The following is an 18566-nucleotide window of genomic DNA, read 5'->3' on the forward strand; positions in this document are numbered from 1 at the left end:
CCCCGATGCTGGAAGTGCGCGCGGTGCGTGTCAACGCGGTTGCGATTTCTCACTCCCGCACAGCGCGTGAAAATGCAGGAATTGCGCAGATGTGCAGGAAGAGCGGACTGAATCGCCTGATTTCGTGTCTCGGACACACATCCGCGTCCATGTCGCGATACAGGCCCCCATCGAGGGGAGGGCCCCTGTCTCAGCCATGTCTCAGCGCGCGGCGTTGCGGAGGTATTGCGCGTAGAAGCGGACGGCCTGGGCATGCGCCGTCACGGCGATGCGCTCGTCCTTGCCATGCACGCGCGCCAGGTCCTCGGCGCGCAGGTGCACGGGGAAGAAGCGGAAGACGTTGTCGCTCAAGCCCACGTAGTGGCGCGAGTCGGTGGCGGCGACGTTGAGGTAGGAGGACACCACCACCTCCGGGAACACCTGCCGCAGCGTGCGCTCCAGGTGGCCGAAGGCCTCCGTGTCCGTGCGCGACACGGGGGACGGCTCGCTCTGGAACGCCAGCGTGCCCAGCTCCACGCGCGAGTCATCCACCACCGAGCGCACGTGCGCGAGCACCCCGTCCACGCTGTCGCCGGGCAGGATGCGGAAGTTCACCACCGCGCGGGCGCTGGCGGGCAGCACGTTGTCGCGCACGCCGCCCTGGAACAGCGTCACCGCGGTGGTGGTGCGCACCGCGGCGTTGGTGGTGGGCTTCTGGGTGAGCTGGCGCACCACGAGCGGCTCGGTGAGCCACAGGTTGGCGAAGAGCAGCCGCATGCCGAAGGGCATCTCCGGGCCCACGCGCAGGAACAGCTCGCGGCTGCCACCCTCGAGCCGGGCGGGCATGGGCGAGTCCTCCACCTTCGCCACCGCGCGGGCCAACACCCCCACGGCGCTGCGCGGCGGCGGCATGGACGAGTGCCCTCCCTCCCCCTTCACCTTCAGCTCCACGCTGGTGAAGCCCTTCTCGGACGTGCCCACCAACGCCACCGGGGCGCTCACCCCAGGCACCGTCCCGGACATGATGACGCCGCCCTCGTCGAGCACGGACTCCAGCCGCACGCCCCGCTCCTTCAAGAGCGCCGCGATGGCCACAGCGCCCTTCAGGCCCCCCACCTCCTCGTCCCCGCCGAACGCGAACATCACCGTGCGCCGGGGCTTCTCCCCCGCGGCGAGCAGCGCCTCCACCGCCTCCAACTGCGCCAGCACGCTGCTCTTGTCATCCAGCGCGCCGCGCCCCCACACGAACCCGTCCGCCACCACGCCGGCGAACGGCGGGTGCGCCCAGGACTCCTCCGTCCCGGGGGCCACCGGCACCACGTCCAGGTGCCCCACGAGCAACAGGGGCGACAGCGACGCGTCCGTCCCCGGCCACGTGTAGAGCAGCGAGTGCGTCCCCACCGGCTCGCGCTTCAGCTCCGCGTGCACGCGCGGGAAGTGCTCGGCCAGGTAGGCATGCAGCCCCGCGAAGGCCGCGTCCTCCGCGGGCACGCCCTCCGACGCCGCCACCGTCTTGAGCCGCAGCGCTCCGGCCAGGCGCGCCGCCGCGGCGTCCGCGTCCACCGTCAGGGGTTCCATCGCCGCCGGCGCCACCTGCCGCGAGGTGAAGGACAGCGTCCGCACCACCAGCACCAGGACGAGGACACTGGCCGCGAGGGCCATGGACAGGAGCAGTCGTTTCATGGATGGAAGCGACCACCGTAGCAAGGCCGCCTCCAACGACGCGGGAACGGCCCGCACCCTCCCTAGCGTTTTCCCAGAACCCGAGACAGACGCGACCACCTTGTCGCTCGTCGAGCAGATGCAGTATTGCCACACTATTTCAACGCAGGGATGTCGGACTTCCCCGTATTATCTGTGCCAGTTCGAAGAGGTGCGCAGGTGAAGACTCGACTCGTGACGCAGTGGTGGTGCCTTCTCGTAGCGGGGGTGCTGCTCGGGGGATGCGGAAAGGGTGAGGAGGGGCCGGGGCTGCCCGGGGCGCCCTCGGACGTGGAGGCGCAGGCGGCGGACGCCCAGGCGCTGGTGACGTGGACGCCGCCGACGAGCGATGGCGGCCACCCCCTGCTGTACTACGTGGTGCGGTGCGACCCGGCCTGCGGCGGCGCCATCGTCAGCGCGAGCGAGCGCCAGGCCACGGTGCTGGGGCTCAACAACGGCTTCAAGTACCTGTTCAAGGTCTCCGGGGTGAACGCGCGGGGCGAGGGCGACGCCTCCTTGCCGTCGGTGCCGGTGGTGCCCCAGCCGGGCATGTCCATCCCCAACCCCACGACGCCGGGTCAGCCGCGCTCGGTGAGGGCGACGCCGGGCAACGGCGCGGTGTTCGTCAGCTGGCTGGCGCCGGCGAGCTTCGGCGGACGCGCGCTCAAGCACTACCTCGTCACCGCCGAGCCCGGGGGGCACTCGGTGACGGTGGACGTCAAGGCCGGGAGCGCGAACGTCCCGGGGCTGCCCAACGGCAAGCCGCACACCGTCACGGTGAGGGCCGTCAACGACGTGGGCGAGGGTCCGGGTGCGCAGGTCGGTCCGGTGACGCCCAAGCCCGGCGGCGCGCCGGCGAGCTGGGTGTCCGGCTACTACGTGGGCTACCAGCACCGCGCCTACCCGCCCGACGTGGTGGACTTCTCGGGGATGACGCACATCATGGTGGGCCGCGTGCGCCCCCGCTTCGACGGGACGCTGTTCACGGACTTCGACGTCTCCGACCTGGAGGGCCCCGCCATCGCCCGGACGCTGTCCGCCCGGGCGAAGGCCGCGGGGAAGATACCGCTGCTCATGATTGGCGGCTTCGGCGAGCACGACGGCTTCGTGCTCGCGTCCACGGGTGAGAGCCGCATCGTCTTCGTGCGCGAGCTGCTCAAGACGATGGATGAGCTGGGCTACATGGGGCTGGACCTGGACTGGGAGCCCATCAACCTGCCGCCCGCGGGCAACGACGGGGAGCTGCTCCTGGCGCTCATCGACGAGCTGCGCGCGGCCCGTCCGGACATCATCCTCACGGTGCCGGTGAACTGGCTCAACTCCAACTTCGGGATGCCGGAGCACGAGGCGAAGTTCATGAAGGAGCTGGGCTCGCGCGTCGACCAGCTCAACATCATGTCCTACAAGATGAGCGGCCACTGGGGCGGCTGGGAGAGCTGGCACTCCAGCCCCCTCTGGGACGAGGCGCAGAACCGCCCCAGCTCCGTCGCCAACTCCGTGGCGGGCTACATCCGGGCGGGCGTGCCGCGCGGACGGCTGGGCGTGGGCATCGGCTTCTTCGGCACGTGCTGGCAGGGCGTGACCCAGCCGCGCATCCCCCTGGACGGCCGGCCCGACGTCAACGAGGGCCAGAGCGACAACGCCATGAGCTACGCCAACATCGTGGACAAGTACCTCCAGGACCCGCTGATGAAGCGACACTGGGACGAGCGCGCGGCCTCGCCCTACCTGTCCGCCTCCGACGTCACCGGCGCGGGCCACTGCAACTACGTCTCGTACGAGGACGGGCAGTCGGTCGCGGTGAAGGGCCAGTGGGCGCGCGACGAGGGACTGGGCGGCACCATCATCTGGACCATCAACCAGGGCCACCGCCCCCTGCAGCCCGCGGGCAAGAAGGATGAGCTGCTGCTCGAGGTGAAGCGCGCCTTCCTGGACCCGTGAGCCCCCAGGTGCGCGAGGCGTCATCCCCCGCGCACCCGGACGTCACCCGCCGCCTACGGCGTGGACTTGGACTGCTTCGCCTGCGCGGGCACCGGGAAGCCCCGCTTGCGCATCAGCGCGTTGATGCCGGCGTCGCGGCCGCGGAAGGCGCGGTAGCCCTCGGCCGGGTCCACCGTGTTGCCCACCGAGAACACGCTCTTGCGCAGCTTCTCCGCCACGGCCTTGTCGTAGGCGCCCTTGCCCTCGGTGAAGGTCTCGTACGCGTCCGCCGTCAGCGTGTCGGACCACAGGTAGCTGTAGTAGCCCGCAGAGTAGCCGTCGCCCGCGAACACGTGGCCGAACTGCGGCGTGCGGTGGCGCATCACGATCTCCTTCGGCATGCCCAGCGCCTTGAGCGTGTCGCGCTCGAACGCGTCCGGGTCGATGCTCGCGTCGCCGGCCAGGTGCAGCTTCATGTCGATGAGCGCGGAGGACAGGTACTCCACCGTGCCGAAGCCCTGGTTGAAGGTCGCCGCCTTCTCGATGCGCGCCACCAGCGCCGGGGGGATGGGCTTGCCCGTCTGGTAGTGCAGCGCGAAGGTGTTGAGCACCTCGGGCGTGGACAGCCAGTGCTCCAAGAGCTGCGACGGGAACTCCACGTAGTCCCGCGCCACGGCGGTGCCGGACAGCGACGGGTACGTCACCGACGAGCTCAGGCCGTGCAGCGCGTGGCCGAACTCGTGGAACAGCGTGCTCGCGTCCTCCCACGAGATGAGCACCGCCTCGCCGGGCGCCGCCTTCACGAAGTTGGAGTTGTTGGAGACGATGGTCGTCACCTCACCCCGGAAGCGCTCCTGGCCGCGGTACGCGTTCATCCACGCGCCCGAGCGCTTGCCCTTGCGCGCGTACGGGTCGAAGTACCACAGGCCCACGTGCTTGCCGCTCGTCTTGTCCTTCACCTCCCACACCCGCACGTCGGCGTGGAAGACGGGCACGTCCGTCACCTGCTCGAAGCTGAAGCCGAACAGCTCGCCGGCCACCCAGAACATGCCCTCGCGCAGCTTCTCCAGCTGGAGGTAGGGCTTCACCTCGTTCTGGTCCAGGTCGTACTTCGCCTTGCGGACCTTCTCCGCGTAGTAGCGGTAGTCCCACGGTTCGATCTTGAGCTTCGCGCGCTCCTTGTCGGCCACCTTCTGCATGTCCGCGACCTCCTCGCGGACGCGGGCCACGGCGGGCTTCCACACCGCCTCCATCAGCTCCATCGCGCGCTCGGGCGTGCGGGCCATGGCGTTCTCCAGCCGCCAGTGCGCGTGCGTGGCGTAGCCGAGCAGCTTCGCGCGCTCGGCGCGCAGCTTGAGCACCTCCGAGATGATGGCGTTGTTGTCGCGCTCGTCGCCGTTGTCGCCGCGGTTGACGTAGTTACGCCAGACCTTCTCGCGCAAATCCCGGCGGGACGAGTACGTGAGGAACGGCTCCATGGAGGAGCGCGTGTTGGTGATGACCCACTTGCCCTTCTGGCCCCGGGCCTCGGCCGCGGCGGCGGCGCCCGCGCGCACGGAGTCGGGCAGGCCCGCCAGGTCCGCCTCGGACTCCAGGACGACGGTGTAGGCCTCCTCGTCGCCGAGCACGTGCTGGCTGAAGGCCGTGTAGAGCGAGGCCAGGCGCTGGTTGATGGCGCCCAGGCGCTGCTTGGCGGCGCCGTCCAGCTTGGCGCCGGAGCGCACGAAGCGCGTGTGGTGCAGCCACGCGAGCCGCTGCTGCTCGGGCGTCAGCTTCGCCTTGTCGGGCGAGTTGTAGACGGCCTCGATGCGGCGGAAGAGGGCCTCGTTCTGGAAGATCTCATCCTCGAACGCGGCGAACTTCGGCGCGAGCTCGCGCTCCACGGCCTGGTACTCGGGGCTGCTCAAGGACGAGCCCCAGATGCCGTAGAGCGTCTCCACGTTGCTCAAGCCGCGGCCGGCGTCCTCCAGCGCGGCCAGCGTGTTCTCGAAGGTGGGGGCCTCCGGGTTCGACGCGATGGTCGCCAGCTCCTTGCGGAAGGTGTCCATGGCCGCCTCGATGGCGGGCTTGAACAGCTCCACCTTCACCTGGTCGAACGGGGGCACGCCGCCATGGGGGCCGCTCCACTTCGCCAGCAGGGGGTTGGCGGGAGCCACGGGGGCCTCGGGGGCAGGGGCGGCAGGGGCCGCGGTGGAGGTGGCGGCGTCCTCGGGACGGGCGTCCTTGGAGGTCGCGCATCCGGTGGAGGCGAGCGCGGCCACGCCCGCGCTGACGATGAGGAGGTTGCGCATGAAAGTGTAGGTCTCCCGAGGATGGGGTGGGTTGTGCACCAAAGCACGGAATCGCGGCGCCCAACACGTCCACCCGTCCACCTGTTCCCTTCTCGCGACAAACACCTGGCGGGTCGGATGAGGACGGGGCCCCGGGCCGGATAGAGGAGGCGTGCAGGCCTCCGTCCTCGAGGGCCTTCGTCGCCAGGAGACACCCGCCGGATGCGAACCGTCCTCGCCCAGCCCAGGGGCCGTGCCTCGCGGGGCCTCGCGCTGGCGCTCCTCTTCGCGGCGGGCGGGGCCCGGGCGGACTGGAAGGTGGAGTACAACACCCCCGCCCCGCTCTTCCTGGACCGCAGCTACATCTTCGGCTCGCCCAACCGCATCCGCCGGCAGGGAGATCCCGACTCCCCGGCGCCGCTCCTGTTCGAGGCGCAGCTTGCCCCGAACCTCTTCCTGCCCCAGCTGCACACGGGCCGATTCCGGAGCGAGCACGGCGAGTGGTTCCTCACCGCGGTGCTCACGCCGTACATCCGGCTGCGGATGCTGAACACGGACAGCAGCCCCGTCATCCCGCCGTCGTACGTCCCGAAAATCACGCTCCAGGTGGCGCACCTGCGCGTGCTGCCGGGCTCGCTGGCGGAGGACCGTCCGATGCGGGGGCTCGCGCTCGCGGCGAACCTCACGGTGGGCCACTACTCCAATGGCCAGGACGGCTGCTTCTTCGCGAACCAGGAGGGCACGGACCCCGACTGCGCGCCGGCCCAGGGGGAGCTGCCGCTCAACGAGCTGACCGGCAGCTTCTCCACCAACTTCGTGCGCGGGGAGCTGCACGCGCGCGTGGCGTTCGGCGTGGACCCGGACCTGGACAGCGCGTGGCTGGTGGGCGGCGGCTCGTTCCTGGAGCTGAACACGGCCATCGGCTCGGGCGGCATCACCGAGGACCAGAGGCGCGTCTACGGCAAGGGAAACTGGGGCGTGAGCGCGCTGGGCGAGCGCATCTGGCACCAGCACCGCTTCCGGCTCGAGGGGACGGTGTCCGCGCCCTTCGGCGAGACGCCCCACCGGCGCGCGACGGTGAGCGGCGCGCTCGCCGCGCTGCCCTACTGGGGCGCGGGCTTCGGCGTCTTCACCCGCTACGTGTACGGCCAGGACTCGTACAACATCCTCTTCCTGGAGCGGCTGAGCCAGTGGCAGTTCGGGCTCGTCTTCGAGCTCTCACCCGGCGCCAGGCTCAAGGCCGAGGAGGCGCCCGGGGACACCGGGACGCGGCGTCCGCCGGGCTTCCGCTAGGGATGGCAGGACGTCCCGGGTGTGACATCTTCGACCGCGGACCCGCCGCCTTCCGCGGGGGTTCCCGACTTGACCATGACCGCTCCGAGCACGCTGAAGGACCGCATCCAGAACGCCGACCTCCTGGCCCGGGTCGTCCCCGTCGAGGAGGCCGTGAAGCACGTCACCGACGGGAACACGGTGGCCATCAGCGGCTTCACCAAGTCGGGCGAGCCCAAGACGTTCTTCCCCGCGCTGGCCTTCCACCTGTCGCGCACCGCGCCCCAGACGCGGCTCACGCTGTTGTCCGGGGCGTCGCTGTCCGAGGACGTGGAGGGCCCCATGGCGCCCTTCATCCGCAAGCGCGGGCCGTACATGTCCTCGTCCGCGTCGCGTCGGCGCATCCACGCCGGGGAGATGGACTTCACGGACGTGCACCTGTCCGCCTTCGCGCGCAACCTGATGTACGGGTTCTACGGCGACATCGACGTGGCGGTGGTGGAGGTGTCGCGCATCCGCCCCAACGGCAGCGTCATCCTGACGTCCTCGGTGGGCATCAGCGCGGAGGCGCTGGCGAAGGCGAAGAAAGTCATCCTCGAGGTGAACACGTCCGCGCCGGACTACACGGGCTTCCACGACATCGTCGTGCCCACGGTGCATCCGCACGTGGGCTGGCCGCTGCCGCTGTTGAACGTGAGAGACCGCATCGGCACGCCGTACGTGGAGTTCGACCTGGGCAAGGTGGTGGCGGTGGTGGAGTCGAGGACGCCGGACCACCCGGTGCCCTTCAAGGCGGCGGACGACACGGACAAGCGCATCGCGCGCAACGTGGTGGACTTCCTGTTGAGCTGCCGCGAGGAGTTCGGGTGGGGCAAGCGGCTGCCGCCCATCCAGTCCGGCGTGGGCAACGTGGCCAACGCCATCATCGGGGAGCTGTACGAGTCACCGTTCCAGAAGATCCGCTTCTGGACCGAGGTGTTCCAGGACGGGATGCTGCGCTACGTGGAGGACGACGCGAAGTTCGAGTACGCGTCCGCCACGGCGGTGTCCTTCTCCGCCGAGGGGCGCCAGCGGTTCCAGCAGCTGTTCGAGCGGTGCAAGGAGCGGCTGGTGCTGCGGCCGATGTGGCTGTCGAACAGCCCTGAAATCATCTCGCGGCTGTTCGTCATCGCGATGAACACGCCCATCGAGGTGGACATCTACGGGCACGTGAACTCGACGCACATCGACGGCTCGCGCATCGTCAACGGGCTGGGCGGCTCCGGGGACTTCTTCCGCAACGCGTACCTGAGCATCGTGCACACGCCGTCGGTGCGGAAGCTCAAGGACGGGCGGACGGTGAGCTGCGTGATGCCGTACGTGCGGCACATCGACCACACGGAGCACGACATCAAGTGCGTCGTCACCGAGCACGGCTACGCGCGCAACATGGACATCCGCTCGCCCCGGCGCCGGGCCACGGACATCATCGACCACTGCGCCCACCCCTACTTCCGGCCGCTGTTGCACGCGTACCTGGACATGGCGGGCCCGGGGGACGAGCCGCGCGCCACGGACATGAAGGTGCTCGAGGCCTGGTGGCGCGACTACGACGCCGCCTGCCGCGCCTTCCCCCAGGGAGGCTGAGCACCGGCATGGCGGGGCGGGACGACAGAGACGACGCGCCAAGGGGAACGCCCGGGCCAGGGAGCCCCGCGACGACGCCCCCCCCCTCCGAGGGGCGCGCCTCCCGCATGCCTGCGGAGGCCTCCACGGCCGTCGACGCGGCGAGAACCGGAGGCACCGCGAGGAACGGGCGGGAGCCCTGCCCTCCCGAGGTGGCGGAGCAGCTCCGACAGGTCGACCGACTGCGACGCACGGGCCGGTACACCTCCGCGCTCGCGCAGGTGCGCGCGCTCGCCGAAGCGCACCCGAGGCTGGGCATCGTCCTGATGGAGCTGGCGATGACGCTCGGCATCTGGGGCGGCGCTCCGGCCGAGGCGCTCCCCTGGTTCGAGCGCGTCCTGGAGCTGGCCCCCGGACACCGGACGACCCGGCTGCACCGCGCGCTGTGCCTCGCCCGGCTGGGTCGCCATGCGGAGGCCGTGGCGGACTTCGACGCGCTGGTGGATGGCGGCTATCGCAAGGCGCTGGTGCTGCACATGAAGCGCGCCGAGTCCCTGGAGGCGCTCGGACAGGACACCCGCGCGGAGCAGGACTGGACGCTCGCGCTGGCCGAGGACCAGGACAACCCCTGGCTGCTCCAGCAACGTGCCGCCGTGCGCGCGCGCCTGGCAATGCACGCGGAGGCGCTGGAGGACCTGTCCGCCGCGCTCGCCCTGCAACAGGGCGCTGACGTGGACCCGGAGCTGCTCCACGAGCGCGGCCTGCTCCGCGTGCGGCTCGGCGACGTCGGCGGCGCGCGCGCGGACTTCCAGGCCGGGCTCGCAGCCTTGCGCCGGGGAGACCCGGACTGGCTGCCGGACGCGCTGCGCTCGGCAGTCCAGGCACTCGACGTGCCCTGAAACACGCTCCCGCCGCGGCCTTTCGCCTCGGGCCCGCAGTCGAGCCCGCAGGACGAAGGGCCCCCCTGCACTCCTGCATCCGAGGGCGATGTCACTGATGCGGACTGAACATGCCCACGCGGCCAATCACAACCCAAGGGCCCCGCGGCTGCCGCCCGCCGCGACCGCATTAGCTTGAACATCCACACCTGACACCCGGACGTGGGGGCCGCACATGCTCGAGCTCGAACTCAATCCCAGACTGGAACAGATCAGACACCAGGGCTTTCGCGAAGAGGCGGAGAACGTCCTCCGCTCGGGGGAACTGCGCAAGCTGATACGCCTCATCGGCCCCGTCCCGGGTGATTCCCGCGAGAGGAGCATTCCCGTCTTCGAGCCCGCGGTCGACCTGGCGGAGGTCGAGCGGGAGACCCGCTTCATCCGACAGGAAGCCTTGGCCCGTGGCCTGGACATGGATGAGGAGTTCATCCAGACCATGACATACATGCGCCACATCACGATTCCCATCCAGGACCCCAGGCTGGGGCGGGCCATCAGTCGCGTCTGGAGCCTGGTGCTGTGGTTCGACCCCGACAAGGAATACAACCCGGAGAAGCACTTCCTGTCCCTCAAGCATGCGAGCGCGGTGGCCCACCCGCCCTCCGCGCTCATGGACTACGTCGACTTCTCCTTCGAGGAGCTGGGTCACTCTTGCGACTCGGACTTCCTGGGTCTCTACAAGAACCTGTTCTTCCAATACCACCTTGGAACCCTGCTCGAGGTGCTGGTGGCCCGGCACGGCGCCCAGCGCACCACGCACAGCGTCCGGTACATCCGCGACCACAACGGCTCCTCGGAGTTCTGGTACCTGTCCCTCCAGTTCATCGACGCGCGGCTGAGCTTCGCGCGCGACCCGCTGTTCTGGGTGGACACCCTGGAGGCGGCGCGGGACTTCATCGCATTCACCAACGACGTCTTCTCCTTCTACAAGGAGGCGAAGTCCCAGCTCGACTTCGAGAACTGCTACCTGTTCAAGCAATCCCAGACGCAGAAGCGCCCTTACCTGGAGGTGTACCGGGAGACGCTCGCCACGACGGTGAGGAACTACCACGCCATCCTGGAGTCCGCGTCCTCGCGCGCCCCGGAGCTGAGGGCTCACGTGGAGCACTACCTCAAGAGCTTCATCTACTGGCACTTCCGCAGCCGGCGCTATCTGTTGCAGGAGGTCTACCCCCAGCTGCGCTACTGGGAGGACCTGCTCTCGCCGCCTTCGCCCGGGCGGGTGGGCTGACCCAACCTCCGCCACATTTAATCGCGCTTAATCCCGGTTAATCAGGGAGGAACGTAGGGTGGCCTCCACTCGCCGACGGGGAGGTCCCGGCCACGGCGGGCTGACAATCCACGAGGTCAATCCATGTTGAAGCAAGTCATGCGGCCGTTGTTCCTGGGAGCGCTGTGCATGGGCATTATCGCCTGTGGTGGCACGCCGATGGACGAGGTGGCTCCGGAGACGGAGGACCTGGGCCAGGTGGAGCAGAACGCGTGCAGCGTCGGGACGTACCAGGGCGCGTGTCGCGACTACGGCAGCGGCGGATGGGTGGACGGGAGCTGTCCGGCCGCGACGCCGTACAAGTGGAGCTTCTGGAACTGCTCCCAGTACATGGCGGGCTCCGGTCCGACGGCCCAGTACTACCGCCAGTACTGTTATGACCTGCAGCTCTACACCTGCCACAGCAGCATCAGCACGCCGCCCGCCGGCAGCCCGCCGCCCGTCGGCCCGCCGCCTCCCTGCAAGCAGAACTGCTGAGCCCCGCCTGAGATGAGCCGTGGTCGCGCCAACTGCTCGCGCGCGACCACGGCTCCGGCATCAGTTCGCGAAGCGCGCCTCGAAGTTCGTGAACTGCGCCTCCAGGCGCCACTGCAGCGCCGCGCGCTTGTTGGCCCCCAGGAAGGTCTGACACGACGCGGACGGGCCCGCCTCGCCCGCGTCGTCCTGGGCGCAGGCCGCCACCCGGGCCGTGAAGACATCCCGCTGGGCCCACAGGCTGTCCCCCTCCACGAAGGCGTGCTCCAGGCTGGCGCGCGCCAGCTGCTTGAGCGTCTTGTAGTCGAGCCCCTGGACGGTGGCCGCCGCGACGTACTCCTGGGTGATGTCCCCCCGGAGGATGCCGGAGTCATCCGTCGCCAGCGTCACCGGCACCTTCTCCACCAGGTACGCGGAGAGCGGATGGTCCGTGCCCTTGACGCCCAGCAGGACGTTGTTCGAGGACAGGCAGATCTCCACCAGCACGCCTGCCTCGCGCATGTCGCGCAGGAGCGCGTCGACGCCCTCCCCGTCCGTTTCGCCCAACACGTCCACCCCGTGGCCGATGCGCTCCGCGTGCGCCAGCTTCACGGCGTTGCGGATGTGGAAGCGCAGGTGCCCCTGGTCCTCGGGCTTGAGCACCTCGGGGATCAGCTCGCCCGCGTGCAGGGAGACGTGCACCGTCTTGCGGCCGGGCGTGGTGTCGTTGTGGTCATCCAGCGTGCCCAGCGCGAACATCTCGTCGTTGTAGTACGCGAGCGAGTTCGGGTGCTCCTCGGGTGACACCAGGTTGACGCCGACAATCTGGGGCACGCGCTGGGCCAGCTCGAAGGCATACACCCACTGGCCGAAGACGTTGGCCCGCTCCGCCGTGCGGTTGGCCGACACCAGCAGCCGCACCTCCACGTCGCAGCCCGGGTCCGCCTGGGGCGTGCCACAGGCCATCACCTGCCGGCTCCCCACCAGGAAGCTGGCAATGCTCTCCGCCTGACGGGTCAGCGCCGTCTGGAAGTCCGGCAGGGCGATGAGCTGCTCGCGCTTGGCCAACAGCGTCGGCGCGTCCCAGGGGTCCGTGGGCGAGAACAGCGGCGCGGCGAGCCGTCCCCCCGTGCTCGCGCCGAAGCCCTGCATCAGCTCCACGTAGACCTGGTTGTGCTGGCCCGCGCGGGAGAGGATGTCCGCGTAGATGTCGTCCCCCCGGGCCTCCGTCTGCACCGCGCCGTACTTGGCGAAGGCATCGAAGAAGTGCTGGTGCGCCTCCAGCAGCGGACCGGTGAAGCCCTCCATCGACCAGGCGCCCATCACCGCGTCATAGAGGGCCCGGTCCGACGCCGTGTTGGACAGGGGCGTCGCGCCCTGCTCACAGGGGTTGCTCGCCACGTAGGTGGTGGGGTTGACGCAGGCGCCGTCCTCGGAGCCCCATTGGATGAGCTTCTCCATGGTGATGGCGCCGGAGGTGTGGCTGTGGAGGTCGCCGCCCTTGGGCATGTCGCGCAGGAAGGCGGAGAGCGCGATGGGGTTGGAGCGAAGGGTCTCCATGTGCTCCTGCGTCAGGTCCTCGGGGGGACGCGGAGTGGGAGGCTCCGGCTCCTCCCTGCAGGCACTCAGGCCCAGCGTCATCGTGACGACGACCAGCGAAAGCTTGCTCATGTGGGGACCTCACGGCGGGGGTGTCCGAGGAGCGTCTTGTCCGCGGGGCGGCGAACACCAGTCGGCGCGGGCGCCATGCGTTCCCTGCCGCGCATCGGGCTGCGCCAAGAGGGACTTTTCAACCATGACCCACGCCCTCGCGCCGCCCCTCGACGGTCTTGACGTGCTGGCGCGCCGTCCGGAAGGTTGCACTTGTCTGTCCGCGGCTGAAGCCGCAGGCTCCCCGCCCCCACCCTTCGGACGAGGTCATCCATGCATCGGGGTTCCTGTTTGTGCGGCGCGGTCCGCTTCACCGTGGAGGGCGAGCTTCCCGCCCCCGACGCCTGTCATTGCACGAAGTGCCGCAAGCACTCGGGGCACTACTTCGTGTCGACGGACGTGCCCCGCTCGGCCGTCACCCTCGAGGGACAGGACCAGGTCCGCTGGTTCCAGTCCTCGGAGAAGGCGCGGCGCGGGTTCTGCTCGGTCTGCGGCGCGTCGCTGTTCTGGGACCCGCTCCAGCGCGACTGGATTGGAATCGCCATGGGCGCGTTCGACACGCCCACGCGGACGCGCGTGGCGCTCCACGTCCACCTGGCCAACAAGGGCGACTACTACGAACTGGAGGAAGGGACGCCCCGGTTCGACACCATTCCGCCCAGGCCCCACTGAGGACGGGAACGACGGCCCAAGCACCCAGTTCGGGTGCCCGGGCGGGACCGACTCACGCCGCCGTGAGCCGGCCTGAGGTCACTCCTCGACCAGCTCGGTGAGCGCCGGGCAGTAGGTGGCGTACCCATGGCCGGTGAATGCGCCGTCCTCCATGACGGCATCCACGTCGAACGCCACGAAGTGTGACGCGGGGAACTCGCCGGTCTTGGCGCAGGTGGCGCAGAGGGAGGCCGCCACGGGCGTGAAGGTGAAGCTCGAGCTGTGGTCGAACCAGTTGAGGCTGAGCGAGCCATCGAAGTCGACCAGCGTCGCTCGCGGCTCCCCCTCCGTGGTCGCACCGCTCTGCGGCGTCGCGTCCACGGGCACCTTCACGTCGTAGACGTTGACGAGCTGAGCCGGCACCGACGAATCCGGCGAGGGGCACTCGCCCGGGGTCCCGTTGTTCAGCTCGATCCACAGGGTCCACGACCCGTCCGGGCTCTCCGGCTCGGTGTAGCCGAAGTACGCGTTGGTCAGGACGCGCGAGTTGTCGCCCATGCGGATGGTGGCCGAGGTCTCACGGCAGGCCCCCTCGCAGGTGGTGAACGGGTCAGGCGTCACGCCCGCATCGGGCTCCGTGCCAGCGTCGGGCTCCGTGCCGGCGTCGGGCTCGAGGCCCGCGTCGGGTTCCGAGCCCGAATCGGGCACGGTGCCGGCGTCCGGCGGGGTCCCCGCGTCGTCGCCCACTTCGGGCGTCGACGGCTTGTCATCAGAATCACAAGCAGAGAGTGCGGCAACAGCAACGAGGGAGACAAACATCCAGGAGAGAATCGAGCGTTGCAGGGTCATGTATCAGGATTGTTACGGCCCTCTCCGAGAGAAGCGAGCAAACTCAACGCCCCGCGTCACAATGTTTCAGTCTCACTCCCGAGCGCCCCCGTCGAGCGTCTCGATTCCACCGAGGCTGGACGATCTTTGCGCAGAAGCCGACGAATTCGGGGAATAAACATGCATCCGAGCTGAAACCCCCTATCGCAATTTGGCGGTTGCAACTGCGTCACCTCCGCCCTAGCTTCACCGAAACCACTCAAATACAGTTGATGGTTTCCAGCCATTGACAGGGAGCGCCCATGTCATCACCCATCGCCCTCGTCGCCGTGCCCTCCGGTCTGGGGCTGAGCCGTCCGGACGGGCGGATTCCCCGTGTGGACCTGCTTCCCGAGACCCTGCTGGAGGCGGGCCTGGGACTCAAGCTCCAGGCGAAGGTGGAGCACACCGTGACGCCCCGGCCCTATGTGGAGCAGCGCGACGCCCGGACGCACATCCTCAACCCCCATGGCATCGCCGAGCTGAGCCTCCAGCTCGCGGACGCCGTCGAGGCCATCGTGCGCGCCCGGCGCTTCCCGCTCGTCCTGGGCGGTGACTGCAGCATCCTGCTCGGGTGCCTGCTGGGACTGAAGCGCACCGGCGCGCACTCGGGGCTCGCCTTCATGGATGGACACACCGACTTCTGGCCGCCGGAGGCCTCCGAGCTCGGCGGCGCCGCGGGCATGGACCTCTGGCTCTCCACCGGCCGGGGCCCCGCCCTGCTGTCGAACCTGGAGGGCCGAGGTCCCCTCGTCCTCGACGAGGACGTGGCCGTGCTCGGCGTCAGGGACCCGGAGCGCCAGGGAGAGAAGGTCGGCGCGGAGGACGCGCGCGACACGGGCATGGCCTGGCTGGACCTGGACGTCCTGCGCGCGCAGGGAATCGCCGCCGGAGCGAAGCGCGCCCTCACCCGCTTCAAGGAGCGCGGCGTGCGCGGCTTCTGGATGCACCTGGACGCGGACGTCATGGACGACGCGGTGATGCCCGCCGTCGACTCGCGCCAGCCCGACGGCCTGCGCGTGGCGGAGCTCGGGGAGCTGGTCGCCCGGCTCGTCGACTCGGGCCTGGCCGTGGGCCTGGACGTCACCATCTACGACCCGAGCCTGGACCCCCGGCGCGACGCGGCCCGGGCCCTCGTCGAGGCGCTCACCCGCGGCCTGGGGGCCCTGGTGCCCACGCCCAGGACACGATAGGCCCACCGCATGGCCGATGCGCGCAGCCCCGGACTTCCCACGGACGTCGTCCTGCTCCTCGAGTTCGTCAACACGCTCGACGTGGAGAAGCTCGTCGACGCCGTGCCCACCCCGGCCGCGCTCGACGCCTGGTGCCGCGCACGGGGCCTGGTGGCGGCCTCGGACACCTTCTCCCCGGACGCCTTCCGCGCCGCCATCGACGCCCGCGAGGCCCTGCGCGCCGTGCTCCTCTCCCACACCGGCGAGCCCCTGGCCGCCTCGGATTTGAAGACGCTGGAGCGCGTCGCCGCCTCCAGCCCCCTCACCGTGGGCTTCGGCCAGGACGGCGTGTCGCTGCGCCCCGCGGCCACCGGCGGCTGGAAGGCCCTGGGCGCCCTGTTCGCCGCCATCGTCTCCACCCAGCGCGATGGACACTGGCCCCGGATGAAGGTGTGCGCCGCGGGCGCGTGCCAGGAGGCCTTCTACGACACCTCCAAGAACCGCTCCGGCCGGTGGTGCTCCATGGCCGTGTGTGGCAACCGCACCAAGCTCCAGCGCTTCCGCGCCAGCCCGCCCCGGCGCTGAAGCACCTCCACATCCGCACGGGATGAGCGCCAGGGCTTCACTCCCGGGCCGAATCTCGCGGGTAACACCCGGAAACTCCTCGCCATCCGCAACCCGGCGCGTCGACTCCCGAGAATTGGGAATCTCGTACGGCAGCTAGGAGCCCACACCCCATGGGAACTGGACGCGTTGGTGACGGTGGAGCAGCAGAGGCGGCACGCAGGGCGGCGGAGGCCGCGCGCAGGGCCGCGGAAGAGGCGGCGCGCAGGGCGGCGGAGGCGGCTCGGCAGGCTGCCGCGGAGGCCGCGAAGAAGGCCGCGGAGGCGGCCAAGAAGCTGGCCGCGCAGAAGAAGGACGTGTCCACCTTCGAGCCCGCGGGCGCGAAGAACAAGCTGAAGCTGGATGGCCAGGGGGCCCCCTCGACGTCGCTGTTCACGGAGAACAGCAAGGACGCCAAGGTCAACTGCCTGGACAAGGCCGCGGACTTCATCAACAAGTCCTCGCCGGAGCTGCAGGGTCGCTCGGACCTGGTGTTCCTGAAGGACTCGCGCGCGGGCGCCGAGGGCCAGTCGGGCCACGTCGTCGTGCGCCAGGGCGAGCGCGTGTTGGACCCCAGCAACGGCAAGAGCTGGGACGACATGAAGTCGTACCTCCAGGGCAACTCGCACTACAGCGAGGCGGGCTCCCTCCCCGGCACCACGGCGGCCAAGGTGTTCGGCACCGAGGCGGGCTCGCCCGAGCGCGCCCAGGCGCTGGCGGACGCGAACGTGTCCCCCGAGCTGCAGCAGATGATGGTGGCCGACTACCCGGCGGACGTGGGCAGCGTGCCGGACGCGGCCCACGTGCAGCCGCACGAGACGACCATCCCGGGCCAGGCGGGCCCCGTGTCCGTGGAGTTCAGCGACTCGCTCGAGAAGGACGTGAAGAAGGAGGACGGCTTCGTCACCGTGTCCATCAACGCGGAGACGTCCGTGTCCGCGTCGGGCTCGGTGGAGTTCAAGAAGGCCAAGGTCGGCGTGGGCGCGTCCGTGGAGGGCAGCGTCGAGGCCGGCAAGAGCATGACGTACGAAGTGAAGATGACGGAGGCGGACTTCGAGAAGCTCAAGCGCGGTGAAATCGCGCCGCCGCACCCGCTCAACCCGGAGACGATTCCGGATGGCACCTCCATCAAGATGGAGCAGAGCCAGTTCACCGGCTACGGGCTGGACGTGGGCCTGTCCTACCACGCGGTGGAGCTGGGCATCTCCGGCGACGTCAAGAGCGGCAAGGGCATGTCCATCGAGGTGAGCCGCACGGGCGACAAGCTGTCGATGACGACGGGCCCCACGGAGTTCATCGAGAACAACGGCAAGGTGACGCTGGGCGCCGGCCCCGTCTCCGTGAGCATGGGCCGCGAGGACACGCTCAAGGAGTACAAGCTGCGCACCGCCGAGTTCGACCTGGGCAACCCCGAGGGCCAGAAGGCCTTCGAGGCCTTCGCCAAGGACGGCCGGATGCCGGAGAAGGAAGGCCCGGGCGTGTCCAACACGCTGCGCTTCGACAAGATCAACTACGAGTCGACGGGCGGCAAGGTGGGCATCGACGTGGGGCCCTTCAGCATCGAGACCGACGGCACCACCAACACCGGCGACTACCTCATCACGCACCACCCGGATGGGACGAAGTCGCTGACGTCCGACATCACCTACGGCGGTGACCACCCGGACATCACCCTCGAGCAGAAGTACGACAAGGACGGCAAGCTCGTCCCCGGCTCGGAGAAGTTCGCGATGAAGTTCGACACCAAGGACGACAACGCGCGCGAGCTGCTCGTGTACTCGTTCACCGGTGACGCCGACAAGGCGAAGGCCGCGCGCGAGCACGACAAGCCGATCACCCTCAACCTGACGGCCGACGACATCGAGGAGATGCAGCGCCGCTCCGGCATCCAGGCGCAGAACGGCGGGCACATGGGCATCAACGTCCTGCTCACCGACTACGACGGCAAGCCCAATGACCCGCTGATGGCGGTGCGCAACATGGCGTGCTCGCCGGCGTACAACGAGTACAAGCTGGCGCAGAGCTACTTCGGGCTCTTCATGGACGAGGGCAAGAAGCCCCTGTCGGGCGAGCTCGTCATCGGCTGAGCCAGCACGGTTTCACCCCCGCGAGCCCGGGTCCTCGAGGTGAGGGCCCGGGCTTCGTCGTGTCTGTCGTGGAGGGAACACGCGCTCGCGCGGGGCGAGGTGACGCTGGACGAGGTATCACGTCCGGG

Annotated in this window: 14 protein-coding genes; 10 read left to right on the forward strand and 4 right to left on the reverse strand. The window is 69.6% G+C overall.

Going from position 1 to position 18566, the window contains the following annotated elements:
* Positions 1 to 201: 201 nt before the first annotated feature.
* On the reverse strand, positions 202 to 1662 hold the full coding sequence (locus OWM54_RS06865; RefSeq protein WP_223751261.1) for a M20 family peptidase: 1461 nt from the start codon (positions 1660 to 1662) through the stop codon (positions 202 to 204).
* Between the two features lie 198 nt (positions 1663 to 1860).
* Between OWM54_RS06865 and OWM54_RS06870 the strand changes: the two genes are divergently transcribed.
* Entirely contained in the window at positions 1861 to 3621 is a 1761-nt protein-coding gene (locus tag OWM54_RS06870; protein WP_267696963.1) for a glycosyl hydrolase family 18 protein, read from the forward strand.
* A gap of 53 nt (positions 3622 to 3674) precedes the next feature.
* Here the strand turns inward: OWM54_RS06870 and OWM54_RS06875 are convergent, their stop codons facing one another.
* Positions 3675 to 5891: a M3 family metallopeptidase gene (locus OWM54_RS06875; RefSeq protein ID WP_223751259.1), complete on the reverse strand. Its 2217-nt coding sequence runs from the start codon at positions 5889 to 5891 to the stop codon at positions 3675 to 3677.
* 201 nt (positions 5892 to 6092) lie between these two features.
* Here OWM54_RS06875 and OWM54_RS06880 point away from each other — a divergent pair, with 201 nt between their 5' ends.
* The 5 genes from OWM54_RS06880 (at position 6093) to OWM54_RS06900 (ending at position 11432) form a co-directional block, all read left to right on the forward strand.
* Positions 6093 to 7163 carry a hypothetical protein gene (locus OWM54_RS06880; protein WP_223785082.1) on the forward strand — a complete coding sequence of 357 codons (1071 nt, stop codon included), beginning with the start codon at positions 6093 to 6095 and terminating at the stop codon, positions 7161 to 7163.
* A 75-nt stretch (positions 7164 to 7238) separates the two neighbouring features.
* Positions 7239 to 8768 (forward strand): acetyl-CoA hydrolase/transferase C-terminal domain-containing protein, encoded by a 1530-nt coding sequence (locus tag OWM54_RS06885; RefSeq protein ID WP_223751257.1) that lies wholly within the window; start codon positions 7239 to 7241, stop codon positions 8766 to 8768.
* 107 nt (positions 8769 to 8875) lie between these two features.
* Positions 8876 to 9646: a tetratricopeptide repeat protein gene (locus OWM54_RS06890; RefSeq protein ID WP_267696964.1), complete on the forward strand. Its 771-nt coding sequence runs from the start codon at positions 8876 to 8878 to the stop codon at positions 9644 to 9646.
* A gap of 214 nt (positions 9647 to 9860) precedes the next feature.
* On the forward strand, positions 9861 to 10916 hold the full coding sequence (locus tag OWM54_RS06895) for a hypothetical protein (RefSeq protein WP_267696965.1): 1056 nt from the start codon (positions 9861 to 9863) through the stop codon (positions 10914 to 10916).
* A 123-nt stretch (positions 10917 to 11039) separates the two neighbouring features.
* Complete coding sequence (locus OWM54_RS06900; RefSeq protein ID WP_223751254.1) at positions 11040 to 11432, forward strand: hypothetical protein; 393 nt, start codon at positions 11040 to 11042, stop codon at positions 11430 to 11432.
* Positions 11433 to 11492: 60 nt separating this feature from the next.
* Here OWM54_RS06900 and OWM54_RS06905 read toward each other — a convergent pair whose 3' ends face one another.
* Positions 11493 to 13079, reverse strand: a complete 1587-nt coding sequence (locus OWM54_RS06905) for an adenosine deaminase (protein WP_267696966.1) — start codon at positions 13077 to 13079, stop codon at positions 11493 to 11495.
* A 252-nt stretch (positions 13080 to 13331) separates the two neighbouring features.
* On the opposite strand from OWM54_RS06905, the gene OWM54_RS06910 reads away from it, so the two are divergent.
* Complete coding sequence (locus OWM54_RS06910) at positions 13332 to 13730, forward strand: GFA family protein (RefSeq protein WP_223751252.1); 399 nt, start codon at positions 13332 to 13334, stop codon at positions 13728 to 13730.
* 78 nt (positions 13731 to 13808) lie between these two features.
* Here the strand turns inward: OWM54_RS06910 and OWM54_RS06915 are convergent, their stop codons facing one another.
* Positions 13809 to 14528 (reverse strand): hypothetical protein, encoded by a 720-nt coding sequence (locus OWM54_RS06915; RefSeq protein ID WP_267696967.1) that lies wholly within the window; start codon positions 14526 to 14528, stop codon positions 13809 to 13811.
* Positions 14529 to 14839: 311 nt separating this feature from the next.
* On the opposite strand from OWM54_RS06915, the gene OWM54_RS06920 reads away from it, so the two are divergent.
* The 3 genes from OWM54_RS06920 (at position 14840) to OWM54_RS06930 (ending at position 18438) form a co-directional block, all read left to right on the forward strand.
* A complete protein-coding gene (locus OWM54_RS06920) occupies positions 14840 to 15769 on the forward strand; it encodes an arginase family protein (RefSeq protein ID WP_267696968.1) in 930 nt (309 codons plus the stop codon).
* 9 nt (positions 15770 to 15778) lie between these two features.
* Positions 15779 to 16333, forward strand: coding sequence for a CGNR zinc finger domain-containing protein (locus OWM54_RS06925; protein ID WP_223751249.1), 555 nt, complete (start codon positions 15779 to 15781; stop codon positions 16331 to 16333).
* Between the two features lie 152 nt (positions 16334 to 16485).
* Positions 16486 to 18438 (forward strand): hypothetical protein, encoded by a 1953-nt coding sequence (locus OWM54_RS06930; protein WP_267696969.1) that lies wholly within the window; start codon positions 16486 to 16488, stop codon positions 18436 to 18438.
* The last annotated feature ends 128 nt before the right edge of the window (positions 18439 to 18566 follow it).

It is taken from the genome of Myxococcus sp. MISCRS1, from assembly GCF_026626605.1.
Classification (GTDB): domain Bacteria; phylum Myxococcota; class Myxococcia; order Myxococcales; family Myxococcaceae; genus Myxococcus; species Myxococcus fulvus.

Bases quoted from the DNA above. Each gene is read 5' to 3' on its own strand.
- OWM54_RS06895 (WP_267696965.1), top strand. From the start codon at position 9,861: ATGCTCGAGCTCGAACTCAATCCCAGACTGGAACAGATCAGACACCAG.
- OWM54_RS06885 (WP_223751257.1), top strand. From the start codon at position 7,239: ATGACCGCTCCGAGCACGCTGAAGGACCGCATCCAGAACGCCGACCTC.
- OWM54_RS06920 (WP_267696968.1), top strand. From the start codon at position 14,840: ATGTCATCACCCATCGCCCTCGTCGCCGTGCCCTCCGGTCTGGGGCTG.
- OWM54_RS06890 (WP_267696964.1), top strand. From the start codon at position 8,876: ATGCCTGCGGAGGCCTCCACGGCCGTCGACGCGGCGAGAACCGGAGGC.
- OWM54_RS06925 (WP_223751249.1), top strand. From the start codon at position 15,779: ATGGCCGATGCGCGCAGCCCCGGACTTCCCACGGACGTCGTCCTGCTC.
- OWM54_RS06875 (WP_223751259.1), bottom strand. From the start codon at position 5,891: ATGCGCAACCTCCTCATCGTCAGCGCGGGCGTGGCCGCGCTCGCCTCC.
- OWM54_RS06880 (WP_223785082.1), top strand. From the start codon at position 6,093: ATGCGAACCGTCCTCGCCCAGCCCAGGGGCCGTGCCTCGCGGGGCCTC.
- OWM54_RS06915 (WP_267696967.1), bottom strand. From the start codon at position 14,528: ATGTTTGTCTCCCTCGTTGCTGTTGCCGCACTCTCTGCTTGTGATTCT.
- OWM54_RS06900 (WP_223751254.1), top strand. From the start codon at position 11,040: ATGTTGAAGCAAGTCATGCGGCCGTTGTTCCTGGGAGCGCTGTGCATG.
- OWM54_RS06930 (WP_267696969.1), top strand. From the start codon at position 16,486: ATGGGAACTGGACGCGTTGGTGACGGTGGAGCAGCAGAGGCGGCACGC.
- OWM54_RS06865 (WP_223751261.1), bottom strand. From the start codon at position 1,662: ATGAAACGACTGCTCCTGTCCATGGCCCTCGCGGCCAGTGTCCTCGTC.
- OWM54_RS06905 (WP_267696966.1), bottom strand. From the start codon at position 13,079: ATGAGCAAGCTTTCGCTGGTCGTCGTCACGATGACGCTGGGCCTGAGT.
- OWM54_RS06910 (WP_223751252.1), top strand. From the start codon at position 13,332: ATGCATCGGGGTTCCTGTTTGTGCGGCGCGGTCCGCTTCACCGTGGAG.